The sequence below is a fragment of the Limisphaera sp. 4302-co genome (genome assembly GCF_049537155.1).
In the GTDB taxonomy this organism is placed as follows: Bacteria; Verrucomicrobiota; Verrucomicrobiia; order Limisphaerales; family Limisphaeraceae; genus Limisphaera.
Genome location: NZ_JBMVQZ010000010.1, coordinates 73,695 through 87,600, shown reverse-complemented (window position 1 = coordinate 87,600; position 13,906 = coordinate 73,695). Strand labels below are relative to the sequence as shown.

Annotated in this window: 16 protein-coding genes; 8 read left to right on the top strand and 8 right to left on the bottom strand. The window is 67.2% G+C overall.

The window, feature by feature from the left end; all coding sequences use genetic code 11:
* Nucleotides 1–24 precede the first annotated feature (24 nt).
* On the top strand, nucleotides 25–1,767 hold the full coding sequence (locus ACPDIX_RS11040) for a M2 family metallopeptidase (protein WP_423431852.1): 1,743 nt from the start codon (nucleotides 25–27) through the stop codon (nucleotides 1,765–1,767).
* A 114-nt stretch (nucleotides 1,768–1,881) separates the two neighbouring features.
* Here the strand turns inward: ACPDIX_RS11040 and ACPDIX_RS11035 are convergent, their stop codons facing one another.
* Nucleotides 1,882–2,457 carry a FumA C-terminus/TtdB family hydratase beta subunit gene (locus ACPDIX_RS11035; RefSeq protein ID WP_423431851.1) on the bottom strand — a complete coding sequence of 192 codons (576 nt, stop codon included), beginning with the start codon at nucleotides 2,455–2,457 and terminating at the stop codon, nucleotides 1,882–1,884.
* Between the two features lie 293 nt (nucleotides 2,458–2,750).
* Between ACPDIX_RS11035 and ACPDIX_RS11030 the strand changes: the two genes are divergently transcribed.
* Genes ACPDIX_RS11030 through ACPDIX_RS11020 form a run of 3 tightly spaced genes read left to right on the top strand, consistent with a single transcriptional unit; the run spans nucleotide 2,751 to nucleotide 4,630 of the window.
* Nucleotides 2,751–3,533: an MBL fold metallo-hydrolase gene (locus tag ACPDIX_RS11030; RefSeq protein ID WP_423431850.1), complete on the top strand. Its 783-nt coding sequence runs from the start codon at nucleotides 2,751–2,753 to the stop codon at nucleotides 3,531–3,533.
* A gap of 17 nt (nucleotides 3,534–3,550) precedes the next feature.
* A complete protein-coding gene (locus ACPDIX_RS11025; protein WP_423431849.1) occupies nucleotides 3,551–3,808 on the top strand; it encodes a DUF2835 domain-containing protein in 258 nt (85 codons plus the stop codon).
* A 6-nt stretch (nucleotides 3,809–3,814) separates the two neighbouring features.
* Nucleotides 3,815–4,630 (top strand): TrmH family RNA methyltransferase, encoded by an 816-nt coding sequence (locus ACPDIX_RS11020; protein ID WP_423431848.1) that lies wholly within the window; start codon nucleotides 3,815–3,817, stop codon nucleotides 4,628–4,630.
* A gap of 38 nt (nucleotides 4,631–4,668) precedes the next feature.
* Here ACPDIX_RS11020 and ACPDIX_RS11015 read toward each other — a convergent pair whose 3' ends face one another.
* The 6 genes from ACPDIX_RS11015 to ACPDIX_RS10990 are packed head-to-tail and all read right to left on the bottom strand — an operon-like array spanning nucleotide 4,669 to nucleotide 9,412.
* On the bottom strand, nucleotides 4,669–5,523 hold the full coding sequence (locus ACPDIX_RS11015) for an ABC transporter permease (RefSeq protein ID WP_423431847.1): 855 nt from the start codon (nucleotides 5,521–5,523) through the stop codon (nucleotides 4,669–4,671).
* Nucleotides 5,524–5,526: 3 nt separating this feature from the next.
* Nucleotides 5,527–6,405, bottom strand: coding sequence for an ABC transporter permease (locus tag ACPDIX_RS11010; RefSeq protein WP_423431846.1), 879 nt, complete (start codon nucleotides 6,403–6,405; stop codon nucleotides 5,527–5,529).
* Nucleotides 6,402–6,776, bottom strand: coding sequence for a hypothetical protein (locus tag ACPDIX_RS11005; protein ID WP_423431845.1), 375 nt, complete (start codon nucleotides 6,774–6,776; stop codon nucleotides 6,402–6,404). Before ACPDIX_RS11005 ends, ACPDIX_RS11010 begins: the two co-directional genes overlap by 4 nt.
* Nucleotides 6,773–7,573: a 3-methyl-2-oxobutanoate hydroxymethyltransferase gene (panB, locus tag ACPDIX_RS11000; protein WP_423431844.1), complete on the bottom strand. Its 801-nt coding sequence runs from the start codon at nucleotides 7,571–7,573 to the stop codon at nucleotides 6,773–6,775. The genes ACPDIX_RS11005 and panB overlap by 4 nt, the downstream gene beginning before the upstream one ends.
* Before the next feature lie 30 nt (nucleotides 7,574–7,603).
* Complete coding sequence (gene rfaE1, locus ACPDIX_RS10995) at nucleotides 7,604–8,620, bottom strand: D-glycero-beta-D-manno-heptose-7-phosphate kinase (protein WP_423431843.1); 1,017 nt, start codon at nucleotides 8,618–8,620, stop codon at nucleotides 7,604–7,606.
* A gap of 3 nt (nucleotides 8,621–8,623) precedes the next feature.
* Nucleotides 8,624–9,412 carry a thiazole synthase gene (locus tag ACPDIX_RS10990; RefSeq protein ID WP_423431842.1) on the bottom strand — a complete coding sequence of 263 codons (789 nt, stop codon included), beginning with the start codon at nucleotides 9,410–9,412 and terminating at the stop codon, nucleotides 8,624–8,626.
* A 132-nt stretch (nucleotides 9,413–9,544) separates the two neighbouring features.
* Here ACPDIX_RS10990 and ACPDIX_RS10985 point away from each other — a divergent pair, with 132 nt between their 5' ends.
* The 4 genes from ACPDIX_RS10985 to ACPDIX_RS10970 all read left to right on the top strand — a co-directional run bounded on the left by ACPDIX_RS10985 (nucleotide 9,545) and on the right by ACPDIX_RS10970 (nucleotide 12,756).
* Nucleotides 9,545–10,756 (top strand): FIST signal transduction protein, encoded by a 1,212-nt coding sequence (locus ACPDIX_RS10985; protein ID WP_423431841.1) that lies wholly within the window; start codon nucleotides 9,545–9,547, stop codon nucleotides 10,754–10,756.
* A gap of 96 nt (nucleotides 10,757–10,852) precedes the next feature.
* Nucleotides 10,853–11,185, top strand: a complete 333-nt coding sequence (locus ACPDIX_RS10980; RefSeq protein WP_423431840.1) for a DUF4404 family protein — start codon at nucleotides 10,853–10,855, stop codon at nucleotides 11,183–11,185.
* Nucleotides 11,186–11,292: 107 nt separating this feature from the next.
* A complete protein-coding gene (locus ACPDIX_RS10975) occupies nucleotides 11,293–11,883 on the top strand; it encodes a glycine cleavage system protein R (protein WP_423431839.1) in 591 nt (196 codons plus the stop codon).
* Nucleotides 11,884–11,976: 93 nt separating this feature from the next.
* Entirely contained in the window at nucleotides 11,977–12,756 is a 780-nt protein-coding gene (locus ACPDIX_RS10970; protein WP_423431838.1) for a GDSL-type esterase/lipase family protein, read from the top strand.
* A gap of 68 nt (nucleotides 12,757–12,824) precedes the next feature.
* Here the strand turns inward: ACPDIX_RS10970 and ACPDIX_RS10965 are convergent, their stop codons facing one another.
* Complete coding sequence (locus tag ACPDIX_RS10965) at nucleotides 12,825–13,868, bottom strand: helix-turn-helix transcriptional regulator (protein WP_423431837.1); 1,044 nt, start codon at nucleotides 13,866–13,868, stop codon at nucleotides 12,825–12,827.
* Nucleotides 13,869–13,906 lie beyond the last annotated feature (38 nt).

Here is a 13,906-nt window from a genome sequence, read left to right as displayed (position 1 = left end):
AGCCTGGCGATGATGGCCGGTGTCATGAACACGGGGGGTGCGGAAACCACGTCGGCCCGGGCGCGGGCGTTTCTGGAGTTTTACAACGCGACCTATCAACGGCTGTATCAGGTGGCGCAGGAGGCGCAGTGGCTGGCGGCCACGGATGTGCGGCCGGAACACACGGGCCGGCGTGTGGGGGCGGACGCCGCCCTGGCCGCTTTTGTGGGGAGTCCCTGGGTGGTGGAGGAGTGCCGGGAGTTGTTGTCCTCGGTGCCGGTCGGGGAGGATCTGGTGCGCCGTCAACTGGAGATGATCCAGCGCCTGGCTGCGGAATGTCCGGGGACCCTGCCGGACGTGGTGCGGGAACGGGTGGCGGCGGAGGCGCGCCAGAGCGCGACGTTGGACGGATTCGAATTCCGGTGGCGGCGGCCCGGCAGCGACCGCACCGAACGGATCACCGTCAACCAGATTGATGACCTCCTCCTGACCAGCACCAACCTGGCCGAGCGTCTGGCCGTCTGGGAGGCGAGCAAGGAATCGGGCGTGGCGCTGAAGGAGGGTCTGCTGCGCCTGCGGGATCTGCGGAACCGCCTGGCGCGCGAGATGGGATACAGCTCCTACTACGCATTGCGGGCGGCGCATTTCGGGATGACCGTGCCGGAGTTGCGCACGTTTCACGAGCGTCTGGTGCAGGAGATCCGGCCGCTTTACGAGCAGTTGCATGCCTGGGCGCGGCGCCGGTTGGCGGCGCGGTACGGGCAACCGGTCCCGCGGCTGATTCCGGCACATTGGTTGCCGAATCGTTGGGGACAGGAATGGCCCGGGCTGGTGGAGGGACTGGACCTGGACCCTTACTTTCGGGACCGGTCGGCCGAGTGGTTGGTGCGCCAGGCGGTGGCCTACGGCGAATCGTTGGGCCTGCCCAAGGTGCCGGAAAGCTTCTGGAAGTTGTCCGACCTGTACGAGCTGCCGGCCGACAGTCCGCGCAAGAAGAACACCCACGCATCGGCCTGGGACATGGACCTGCAGGGCGACGTGCGGTCGCTCATGAACGTGAAGCCCAACTTTGCGTGGTTCGCCACGGCCCATCATGAAATGGGGCACGTGTTTTACTTCCTGGCCTATGACCGTCCGGATGTGCCGGCGGTGCTGCGGCGGGGTGCCAGCCCGGCCATGCACGAGGCCATGGCCGAGACGCTGGCCACGCCCACGGTGCAGCCGCCCTACCTGAAACGGCTGGGCCTGTGGCCGGAGGGACTCGACCCGCAGGACCTGCGCTGGCTGTTGCAGGCGGCCCTCGAACAGGTCGTGTTCATCCCCTGGGCGGCCGGCGTGATGGCCTCATGGGAACACGATTTTTACGAGCTGGACCTGCCGGCCGACCAGTTGAATCGCCGGTGGTGGGAGTACGTGGAGAAGTACCAGGGCATCGCCCCGCCGACGCCGCGAGGCGAGGAGTACTGCGACGCGGCCACCAAGACACACATCAACGATGATCCGGCCGAGTACTACAAGTACGCCCATGCCTTCCTGATCAAGTACCAGTTGCACATGCACCTGGCCCGGGAGCTGGGGCAGGACCCGCGCCAGACGGATTTTTACGGGAGGCCGGAAGTGGGGCGTTTTCTGTTGCGGATCATGCGGGCCGGTGCCACGCGCGACTGGCGCGACCTGATCCGCGAGGCAACCGGCGCGGACCTTTCGGCCCGGCCGATGCTCGACTATTACGCGCCGCTGTGGGAGTTTCTGCGCCGGGAAAATGCCGGGCAACCGGTGGGGTGGTAGCGGCCGGAAGGGGCCCTGTCTTGCCACGCGCGGCCGGACCCGGCCGGCCGGGTTGCGAACCCCGGGCGGCCCTCCGGCCCGTCGGGTCGGTTCCCGGGCGGGCGACCCTGTCGGTTACAACCGCTTCAGCAGCTCGGCCCGGCTGCGTTCGTAGATTTCATCGTGGAGGGATCGGCCGTGGGCGTCCATGGTGACCACCGCGGGGAAATCTTCCACTTCCAGAACCCAGATGGCTTCGGGTGCGCCGAATTGCTCGAGGAAATACACGTCGCGCACGCGCCGGACGCGTTCCGCCAGGACCTGGGCGGCCCCGCCGACGGCATGGAGGTAGACGGCGCCGCATTCCTTGCACGCGGCCAGGGTCCGGGGCCCCATGCCTCCCTTGCCAATCACGGCGCGGATGCCGAATCTGCGGATGATATCCGCCTGGTAAGGTTCTTCCCGAATGGAAGTGGTGGGTCCGGCCGCGGCACACCGCCACGAGCCGTCGGGCTCACGCAGCATCACCGGACCACAGTGATACAGCACGCCACCCTGGAGGTTGACCCCTTCGGGCAGGCTGCCTCCTTCGTGGAGGTATTTGTGTACCGCATCGCGACCGGTGTAGACGATACCGGTCAACGAGACCTCGTCTCCGACGCGCAGGGCGCGAACCTGTTCTTCGGTCAAGGGCGTACGCAATGCAATCATGGCGATCTTCGCGCCGGCCCCGGTGCGGTCGTCCAGCCCGGCGGGACACGGTCGCCTGCCGATGGTCCGGTCCCGGCGGCTCGGGTGCAACGGCTCCGCAGCCGGTCGCCTCATGGATACGCCCGGCCCGGCTGACGGTAAAGCACCGAAATTGACAGCATCCGCGCCCGGCCGAGGGCTGCAAGCAGGCGGGGGTGCCGGCCGGGGCGACGAGCCCCGCCGCCGGGGTCGCCGCGACGGTGGGGCGCGACAAAACGTTTGCGTGTCCGGGTGGGCGTTCCTACTGTCACGGCGTGGCTGTGCGACTGACGATTCTGGGCAGTGGTTCGGGCGGGAACTGCGCGTACCTGGAGACGGAGGAGACCCGGCTGTTGATTGACGCGGGGTTTTCCCCGCGCCAGATCCGGCTGCGTCTGGCACAGATCGGTCGATCCCCGGAGACGTTGCACGGGATCCTAGTGACGCACGAGCACAGCGATCACATTGTCGGTTTGGCGGGTCTGGCGGGCAAACTGGGTCTGCCGGTGTACTGCAACCGAGCCACCGCCGAGGAGATCGTGCGGTATCACGAGATGCCGTTCGATTTTCGGTTGTTCACGACAGGGGCGACCTTTGAGGTCGGGGACGTGGTGGTGGAGAGTTTCAGTCTGCCGCATGATGCCCAGGATCCGGTGGGGTTTGTGTTGCGGACGCCCGCGGGCAACGTGGCGTTTGCGACGGATCTGGGGCATTTCACGCGGCTGGTGGGGGAGCGCGTGCGGCGGGCGCGTGTACTGGTCCTGGAAACCAACCACGATGTGCGAATGCTGCAGGAATGCCCGCACCGGCCGTGGAGCCTGAAACAGCGGATCCTGAGCCGGCACGGGCATCTTTCGAATGAGGCGGCGGCGGACGGGTTCGAACAGGTGGTCAGCGAGGAGATGCAACACCTTTACCTGGCGCATTTGAGCCGGGACTGCAACCGGCCGGAGCTGGCGCTGGAGGCGATTCGGGAACGGATCGAACGGGTGGGTGCCCGGCACGTGCAGGTGACGGTGACGACGCAGGACCGGCCCTCACCCACGCTGGCGTTCTGAGGGGTGCCACGCAGGCCATGCCGCGGTTTACCTTCGACCTTCGGCTGACCCCGGAAGAGTTCCTGCCCTATTATCGGGGCGAGGCCCGGACGGTGCGTGCCCGGTCACATGAGGGGCTGGTGGTGGAGTTTCCGGCCCGGTTGTTGCAGCGGTTTCTCACACCGGAGGGGATTTGCGGGCGATTCGTGCTGACCTGCGACGATCAGTTTCGGCATGCCCGGCTGGAACGGATCGAGCCGGGTCCGACCCCGGCCGAGGGGCGCGGCCGGGGGTGATCGGCGATGTACGAGGTGGAGCGGATCACGGATTTTGAGCGGCCGGAGTTGCGACCCTACCGGACGATGCGCTGGGACGCCACGCACCGGGCGATGAACCTGTTCGTGGCCGAGGGGGAGAAGGTGGTGCGGCGGCTGTTGGAATCGGATCTGGAGATCGTGTCCATGCTGCTGCCGCCGAAGTGGCTGGAGATCCTGGCGCCGCAGCTGGAGGCCCGGCCGGAGAGGATTCGGGTGTTCGTGGGGGAGAAAGCGCTGTTGGAGACGCTCACGGGATTCACGATGTACCAGGGCGTGCTGGCGGTGGCCCGAATCCCGCCGCCGCGGCCCCTGGAGGAACTGCTGGCCGGATCGGCCCGGCCGCGGTTGTGGGTGGCGATCGAAGGGCTGTCGAACGCGGAGAACGTGGGGGTACTGGTGCGGAACAGCGCCGCCTTCGGTGTGCAGGCGCTGGTGGTGGGGGAGACTTCCAGCAGCCCCTGGCTGCGCCGGGCGGTGCGGACCTCGATGGGCACGATCTTTCGCATGCCGGTGGTGGAGGCGGTGCGGCTGACGCACACCCTGAGAGAGTTGCAGGCACACGGGATTCGTTGCGTGGCGGCGCATCCACGGCCCGAGGCCACGCCCCTTTGGCGGGCCGACCTGCGTGGCGACTGTTGTGTGGTTTTCGGCAGCGAGGGCAGCGGGCTGACCGACGCCACGGTGGCCGTGTGCGATGAGATGGTGGCGATCCCCATGCCGCCGGAGGTCGACTCGCTGAACGTGGGCAGCGCCTCGGCGGTGTTTCTCTACGAGGCGCGCCGTCAGCGGGGCCGGCTTTGAGCCCGGTCCGGCGCGGCGCATGGGCGCGAGCCGGACTCTCAGGAACTGGCGCTGGTGTATCGGCGCAGGGAAAGGCGCCAACCCCATTCCGAGACCACCAGGCAGCCGGCCGCCAGCAGGACCAATAGGCACGGCCAGAAGGGCGACTCCAGTTTCGCGGCCAGCACGCGCACCGGCACGTTGGTGACCAGCAGCACGGGAAGGACGAACGTAAAGACCACACGAAACAGGCCCCGGAACGCCTCGTCGGGCATGCGCGCCAACTGAAACAGGTTGTAGTACCCCCAGACAATGCCCTGCGCCTTGACGGTCCAGAAACTGACGGATGCCAGCAAAAACATCAGCGAGTAATGCACCAGGATCCCGCACAGGCAGAGCGCCGAGAAGGCCAGCAACCGTCCCGCGGTGAGCTCCAGCTCGAGCTGATGGACCGCGTAACCCATCACCACCAGGGCCGTGGCAGCGTTGACGAAACTGCCGAGGTCCACCTGCCGCAGCGAAACGAGAAAGCGCGAGTTGGCGGGCAGGAGCAGGAGGAAATCCAGTTTGCCCGTGCGAACCAGCTCGCTGAGGTTGGCGCAGTTGATGAGGAAAAAGGCCTGGAAGAGTTCCTGGATGAAATGGCTCGTGCCCACCAGCAGGACGACCTGCCACTTCGTCCAGGTGCCGATGGATTCGGTGTGGAGATACAGCACGCCGATGAAACAGAGCTGGAGCGCGAACCACAACAGCTCGACCACGATCCAGAGGAGGAAATTGGTCTTGAAGGTCATCTCGCGCGTGACGGAATTGCGCCAGAGGGCGGCGTAAACGCGCAGATGGCGTCGCACCCAGCCCGGGTGGGGCGGGGGGATCGAACCTGGCGCGGGGGTGGTTGGCGTGGGTCCTTCCATCGTTCAGCCTCCCACGGCGCCGTAGCGGCGCAGACCGCGGTGCCAGGCCCACCGGGCCAGGGCCCAAGCCGCCGCCACCCAGCCGGTCTGGAGGGCCAGGCCCTGCCAGAGATCCGGTCCGGTGGTTTTTTCCAGGTAGATGCTCACCGGGAAATAGAGCTCGTAAGGGAAGGGGGTCCAGGGCAGCAGGCGCCGGAGCGTCTCCGGCAGGATGTCCAGCGGAAACAGATGGCCGCTGGCGATGTACTCGAAGGCGTACACGATGAAGATGAAGGTGGAGACCTCGAGCACCCAGAAGGCCAGCATGGCCAGAGCAAACGAAATGAAGAACTGCAACAGCGCGGTCAGCACCAGCGAGACCAGGAAACAGATCCAGGTCGCCGGGTTTGCGGGCACGTGCACCGGCACGCCGGCCAGCCACACGTAAAAGATCAACGGCAACAGCGCGACGCCGGCGTAGATGATCCGGCCGGAAAAGAAAAGGCAGAGCCGATACCCCAGGTAATCGAGCGGCTTGGCCAGCAGGTGATTGATGTTGCCGTCGCGGATGTCGGCTGCGATTTGCCAGTCGTCCTCGGTGACGGCGGTGAGGGCGTTGACCCAGGCTGCCACGAGGTAATAGGCGAGCATCTGGGGGAGGGTGTAACCGCTGACGGTGTCGCCCGCGGGCTGGCCGGCGTAGATCGTGCGCCAGAGCATGAGCAGGGCCGTGAGCGGGATGAGGCTGAAGAGCACCCGGGCCAGGAAGTTGAACCGGTAGGCCAGGTGATTCTGGATGCCCAGGGCCAGGACCTGGCGGTATTTGCGGAGGGCAGCCGTGGCGGCCTGCCAGGGGGAAGCCGGGCGCCACTCAAGCGGGGAACCGGACAGCGGTGGGTTCACGGCACGATTTCGATGCGGTCGCCGGGCAGCAGGGCCCAGTCCTCGCCGTTCAACAGGCGCGCAGGTTCGACGGGGATGGCCAGCGTGCCGCGGTGGATGAGGATCTGCCGGGGATCGGTGGCGGGCAGGTACTCGGCCTCGAGGATGGCCCGGGCCAGGGTCAGGTCCCGGCGCCAGTCCACGACCGGCCACCGTACCGGGCCGACGATCCAGATGACCGGTTGCTGGAGATCGGGCAGGACCGGGCCGGGGTTGGTTGCGGCGGTGGCGGGTGGGGGCGGGGCGGGCCGGTTGGCACAGCCCGGTCCGAGCGCCAGGCCTGCCATTAACAGGTAGAACGCACACCAGCTCTTCGGCCGGAGCGGGTTCATGGTTGTGCGGGTGCGTCAGGTGAGGAAGGTGGGTGTTGGATCTGTTGCCGCCATTGTCGGGCTGTCTCGGTCATGAGCCTGCCCAGTTCGGCCAGGGGCCGGGCGTGCCGGAGCCGGACCCACGGCAGGAGCCCCATCAGATCGTGTGTCACGAGGATCTGTCCGTCGCAATCGGGTCCGGAACCGATGCCGATGGTGGGGATGGGGAGGCGTCGGGTGATTTCGGCCGCAACGGCGCGGGTGACCAGCTCCAGCACGATGGCGAAGGCACCCGCCCCGGCCAGCGCCTCGGCATCGGCCAGCAGCCGTTGCCGCTCGGTGTCGGTGCGTCCCTTGATGTGGTAACCGCCCTCGAGATGCACGGACTGCGGCAACATGCCGAGGTGTCCGAGGTAGGGGATGCCGGCGCCTACGATGGCGCGGACCTGGGGGAGGATGTCGCGACCGCCTTCGGCCTTGACAGCCTCGGCCCCGGCGGCCACGAGGCGCCGGGCACTGGCCAGGGCCTGTTCCGGCGTGTCGTAGGAGTGGGCGGGCAGATCCGCGACCAGCAGGGCACGGGGCCGTGCACGGGCGGCGGCGCGGACGTGATGTTCCATGTCTTCGAGTGTCACGCCGGTGGTGTCGGGCAGTCCGAGCACGACCATGCCGAGCGAATCGCCCACCAGCAGCAAGGGGATGCCCGCCTCGTCCAACAGGCGGGTCATGGGGTAATCGTAGGTCGTCAGGGCGGCGATGCGTTCGCCCCTGGCCTTCATGGCCCGGATGTGATCGGGAGTGATTTTGGTGTCGGACATGGGACTCCAACCTGCGGCGGCGGGCGGTTTTCAGGCTGGTGGAAAACTGGCGAGGATTTCCTCGGGCGAAGCGGTGGCGGTGCCGAACTTGCCCACGACGATGCCGGCGGCGTGGTTGGCCAGGGCGGCGGCCTCGGCCGGGCTGGCGCCCGCGACGATCGCCAGGGTGAAGGCGGCGATGACGGTGTCCCCGGCGCCGGAGACGTCGAAGACCTCGCGAGCCACGGTGGGGATGTGCACGGGCCGCCCGTCGCGGGTGCACAGGAGCATGCCCTGGTCGCCCAAGGTGACCAGCAGAAGCGCCGGTTGGAACCGTTCCATCAGGCGGGCTGCGGCCTCCTGGAGGGGGCCGTCCTCCAAGGGATTGCTTGCGTGCCGGGTGTCGCGCAGGCCGGCCAGCTCGAAGGCTTCGCGGCGGTTGGGCGTCAGCAGCGAAAGACCGGTCAGATCCAGTCCATGCACCGGCTTGGGGTCGAGACTCAACCAGACCGCGTGCCGGCGGCACAGGGGCTTGATGAGATGGAGCAGTTCATTGGTGATGAGGCCCTTGGCGTAGTCGGCCACGATGACGGCGTCTGCCGCGGGCACGGCGCGGGCGAGCCGCCGATGCAACCGGCCGGCTGCGGGCGGAGGGAGCGGTCCGTTGCTTTCGCGGTCGAGACGGACGACCTGTTGTTTCTGTGCGACGATCCGGGTTTTGACGCTGGTGCAACGGCCGGGCAGGCGGAGCAGGCCGTCGCAGCCGATGTGATGGTCGCGGAGCAGGTCATGCAACTGCCGGGCTTCGGCATCGGTGCCCACGACGCCGAACAACTCGACGCTGCAACCGAGGGCGGCCAGATTGCGTGCCACGTTGGCGGCGCCGCCGGGCATAAAACTTTCGCGTTCGAACTCGACCACGGGGACGGGTGCCTCGGGCGAAATCCGGGAGACATGTCCCCAGATGAAACGATCGAGCATGACATCGCCCACGACCAGGATGCGTCGTTGCCGGGCGGTTCGGAGCAGGGCACGGACACGCTCGCGGCTCAGCGGTGTACGGTCCATGGTTCACCCGAGGAAGGCGGTCAGCGGACTGGTGGGACTGGCCTCCCACTGGGCCGGGGCCAGGCCGATCTCGTAGGCCATGCGCCCGGCTTCCACGGCCAATTTGAACGCCCGGGCCATGCCACAGGGATCCGGGGCCACGGCGATGGCCGTGTTGACCAGCACGGCGTCGGCGCCCATTTCCATGGCCTCGGCGGCATGGCTGGGCGCGCCCAGGCCCGCGTCGACCACGACCGGCACGGTTGCCTGCTCGATGATGATGCGGATCTGATCGCGCGTTTGGAGGCCGCGATTGGAACCGATGGGCGACCCCAACGGCATGACGGTGGCGGTGCCGATCTCCTGCAGCCGTTTGGCCAGGACAGGGTCGGCGTTGATGTATGGCAGGACCACGAATCCTTCACGGACCAGGATCTCGGCGGCGCGGAGGGTCTCGACGGGGTCGGGCAAGAGATAACGCGGATCGGGATGGATTTCCAGTTTGACCCATTTGGGCAGGCCGGCTGCGGCCGCCAGGCGCGCCAGACGGACGGCTTCCTCGGCGTTCAGGGCGCCGCTGGTGTTGGGCAGGATGAGGTAGCGCTCGGGATCGATGAACTCGAGGATGTTGGCAAAGGGATCGTGCCTGCCGCTGAGATCGGCCCGGCGCAACGCCACCGTGACCATTTCAGCGCCGCTGGCTTCCAGTGCGTCGCGCATGATCTCGGGCGAGGCAAACTTGCCCGTGCCCAGGATCAGGCGCGATCGGAAGGTGCGACCGGCGATGACCAGATTGGACCCGTTGGTCGGCATCGTGGGGCAATCTAGGCACGGATTCGGGGTGTGTCGAGCCGGTTGGCGGGCTGTGGCGGGCGGCCGCCCCACTGTTGGAGCCCGGCCGGGGCGGGAGCTTGCTTCCCCATGGCTGTGTCGTAAGTTGCGGACGTGAGTGGGTCGTATGCTGTGTCAGGTTGGTGGGGCGGCCGCTGGGAGGAAGCCGCGATCGTCCAGTGGGCCGAGGAATTGCGCCACCGCCTGGGGAAACCGGCGGCGTTGGGGTTGTTGTTTGTCACGCCGCCGTGGTCGGATCGGGCTGCGGCTTTGCTGGAGATCCTTCAACTGCACGCACGTGTGCCGGTGCTGGTGGGCTGCACCACCAGCGCGGTCATCGCGGGTGCGCAGGAGTTCGAGGGGCGCGGCGGCTTCACGCTGGGTCTGTACGCGCTGCCGGAAGGGGCGGTGCACGCCGTCCACGTCAAACAGACCGATCTGGAGGCGGCGACCGATCCGACCTGGTGGGAGGCACACACCGGTGTGCGCCGGGAGCAGAGCCGGGGATGGCTGGCGTTTCTGGATCCGCTCACGATGGACGTGGACGGCTGGCTCAAAAGCTGGAATGCGGCCTATCCCGGCGTTTCCGTCGTGGGAGGTTTGGCCGGCGCAGATTTTCGCCACGACAACACGCTGTTGTTCCTGAACCAGCAGGTGATGCACGAGGGGGGCGTGTTGGTCTCGTTGAGTGGCCAGGTGGAGCTGATGGCGGCCGTGGCGCAGGGTTGCACGCCCATCGGGGAGACGTGGACGTTGACCCGGGTGGAACAAAACCTGATCCACCAGATCGGCAACCGACCCGCCTACGAGGTGTTGCTTTCCACGGTGGAGAACCTGCCTGTGGAACAGCAGGAACGGCTCGGCGGCAACCTGTTCATCGGACTGGCGGCCGACGAGTACCGCGACGAATTCCGGCGGGGTGATTTCCTGGTGCGCAATCTTTTGGGGGTGGACCCGAACTCGGGTGTGCTGGCGGTTGGTGCGCTGCCGCGTGCGGGACAGACCGTGCAGTTTCAGTGCCGCGACGCCGCCGCGGCGGACATGGAGCTGCGCGAGCGGTTGGAGTGCCTGCGCGAGCGGTTGGCGGGCCGGCGCGTCTATGGGGGATGCCTCTGTGTCTGCAACGGGCGGGGACGAGGGCTCTTCGGTGTCTCCGATCACGATGCCCGCATGGTTCAGGAGGAACTGGGCCCGATCGGTCTGACCGGCCTGTTCTGCAATGGCGAGATCGGTCCGGTGGGTTCCATGAATCACATCCATGGTTACACTGCCTCATTGGGCCTGCTGGTGAGTCGGGCTGCCGGGCCCGAGGGTTCGGAGGTTTGAGCGATCGGTCCGGCCGGCCGGTGCACGCAGGCGGATGCTCCCCCGGGCTGGCGGGCGGCCGGGCACAAGGCCACAGGGAGGGCGGGTGAACGAGTCATGATCGAGGAAACGTTGCGCAGGATCGAGGAGCGGCTCAGTCGGGCTGAGGGACTCGACGAGGACCGGAGGCGGGAGCTGCTGGATTTGCTCCGGACGTTGAAGCAGGAGGTCCACGGCCTGGCACGGACGCACCAGGAGGCGGCGGGCAGCATTGCGGGGTTTGCGCAAATGTCGGCGTACGAAGCCACGCGCAAGACTCGCGATCCGAAGCTGGTGGGTCTGTCACTGCAGGGCCTCAAAGCCGCGGTGCAATCCTTCGAAGGATCGCATCCGCGTCTGGTTCAGACGGTCAATCACATCAGCCAAATCCTGGCCAACCTGGGCATCTGAGAACCGGCGGGGCGTCTGCGGCCGGCTGTGCGGTTTTCCCTGCCGGGGGCGGGCGGGGCACGACTGTCGCCTTGTCAGAAGCGGCAAATCAGCCTACCAGTGGCCGCGTGCGTGCCCTGTTGGTGATGACGGTGCTGGGTCGGGACCGCCCTGGTCTGGTGGATCGGGTGGCCGAGGTGGTGCGGTCCCATGACGGCAATTGGCTGGAGAGCCGCATGGCCCGGTTGGGCGGGCAGTTCGCCGGGATCTTGCGGGTGGCCGTGCCCGAGGACCGCCGGGCCGGGCTCGAACGCGCACTGGCGGAGCTCGGTCGGGAGGGGCTCAGCGTCGTGGTGCACCGGGACGAGGTCGGGGAGGATGCGCAGACCGGGCAGCCGGCCATTTTGGAGGTGGTGGGACAGGACCGGCCCGGAATCGTGCGCGAGATCGCCCATGCACTGGCGCAGGCCGGTGTGAACGTGGAGGAATTGGAAACGGAGTGCCGGAGCGCCGCCATGTCCGGTGAGCCGATTTTCCAGGCGCGGTTTCAGGTTTCCGTGCCGCGGGCATGCGGCATGGAGGATCTGCGGCGGCGGATCGAGCAGCTGGCGGAGGACCTGATTGTGGAGGTGCGATTTCGGGAAGAGCCCGCCGGCACGAGCGTCAGCCCGGATGATGTGCCCCGCGCCCATCCGCACGAGGAGACCGGGTCGGATTGAACGCAGGTGCCGGGAGCGGCATTCCCGGTTGGGATCAGGGCGGGAAACGGCCCGGAAAAGGAGCTCTCAAACCAACGCAAACAGGTGAGGCATATGAAACGATGGGTACAAACCGGCCTGGCCCTGTGGTTTCTGGCGAGTTCATCGGCCCCCCGTGCGCAGGAGGCCCAGACCCCGCGACCGGGTGTGGATCGGGCTCCCACCGCGGAGATGTTGCCGGGCAGGGGACCGGTCCAAAAGGGCGATTGGTTCGAGAAGGTCTGGGCGCAGCGTCGGGCGGAATTCCGCGCGGGTCGCGAGGCAGACCGCGGCGCGATCGTTTTCCTGGGCGATTCCATCACCCAGATGTGGACCGACCTGGCCCGGTGTTTTCCGCGTTGGAAAGTTGCCAACCGGGGCATCAGCGGCGACACCACCCGCGGCTTGCTGTACCGGCTGCAGGAGGATGTGCTCGATCTCGAACCGGCCGCGCTGGTGCTGTTGATCGGGACCAACGACATCGGTTTGGGCGCCGACCCCGAGGACGTGGCGGCCAACATCCGCACGCTCCTGGAACGGTGCCGGAAGGCCCGTCCCCGGATGCCCATCGTGGTCTGCAAGGTGATGCCCAGCCATGCCAGCCGTCAACGACCGGCCGACAAGATCCGGCGCTTGAACGAATTGGTGGATCAGATCGTGCGCGAATGCCCGCAGTGTTACCGGTGTGATACATGGACGCCGTATGCCGACGCCGATGGCAACGCGCGCAAGGAGGAGTTTCCGGACCTGCTGCATCCGAATGCCGCGGGCTACGCCAAGTGGGCCGCGGCCTTGGAACCGATTTTGAACAAATTGCCCGACCTGCCGCCGGCCGAGACCGGACAGGCGGGCTGAAGGAGGTCGCTTGGGCTCGTGCGGCGGCGGTGGTGCCCCCGCGGGTGTGGCTCCAAGCGGGGGCGCCATCACGGTCCCGGCCCCGGCGGAAGGGATCTCTCCGCGCGCGCCTGCCGGGCCGTGGACTGGACGGGTGTTTGGATGGGGTACAAACCCGGGCAGCATCCGAACCTTTCGTGGAACGCCTGGCTGAAATGGCTCAGGCTGTTGTAGCCCACCTCCAGTGCCACTTCCGTCACGTTGTAGCGGCCGGACCGCAGCAGTTCCGCGGCCCGTTGCAGGCGCAGCTCGCGCAGGTACTGCGGGATGGTCATCCCGGTGTGGGCGGAAAAAATGCGGCTGAGATAATAGGGGCTGCAACCGACCTTTTTGCCGAGCTCCTCCAACGAGAGCGGATGGGCCAGGTCCTGCTTGAGCAGGGCGATGACCCGTTCCACACGTTGCGCGGCCAGGCGCTGCTGCCGGGTGCAAAACAGCTCCGCTTCTCCGGCCGGTTGCAGGAAAAACACGACCGCCAGTTCCACGACCTTGCAGCGATACCACACGTCCTGGGCGGCGGCATAGACCGGCGGCCGGCGCAAGGTTTCGATCATCTGCCGCTGAACGGCTGACAGACGCGTTCGAACCCCCAGCGGATCTTCCACGGGCCGGCCGTTCATCACGGCCTGCACCATCGGATGGAGCACGCTTTCCGCACCGGCCAGGTGGCTCTTGAGGAACCACGGCGACAGTTCCACAGTGAGAAACCGGTGCCGCTGCCCGGCTGCCCGCCGCGCTTCCAAGGGTGCGTTTCCCCGGTGGTAAAAGGCCACCGTGTCTGCCTCGAAATCCAGCCGCCGGGTGCCGTGTCGGACAAAGCCTTCGCCGGCCAGATTGAGGCAGATCTCCACGCTGTCAGGGTGGAAACTGGCTCCCCAGTCCAGCTCGTGGTCCGCCTCGAAATCGTGCCATTCCAGGCTGTAACCCTCCCCGCGGAAACTGCCGAAGAGCCGTTGCCATCCATTGCCCAGCGGTCGCCAGAACCCCCGCTCGCTGAACGGTGCGGCCACCGCGGGCTCCTGCCGGCCCGAGACCTGCTCCGCCCGGCTTGCAGAACCTGTTTCCTTGTTCATGCGCGGCTGGGTGCCCTCGATCCGGGGCACTACCTGCA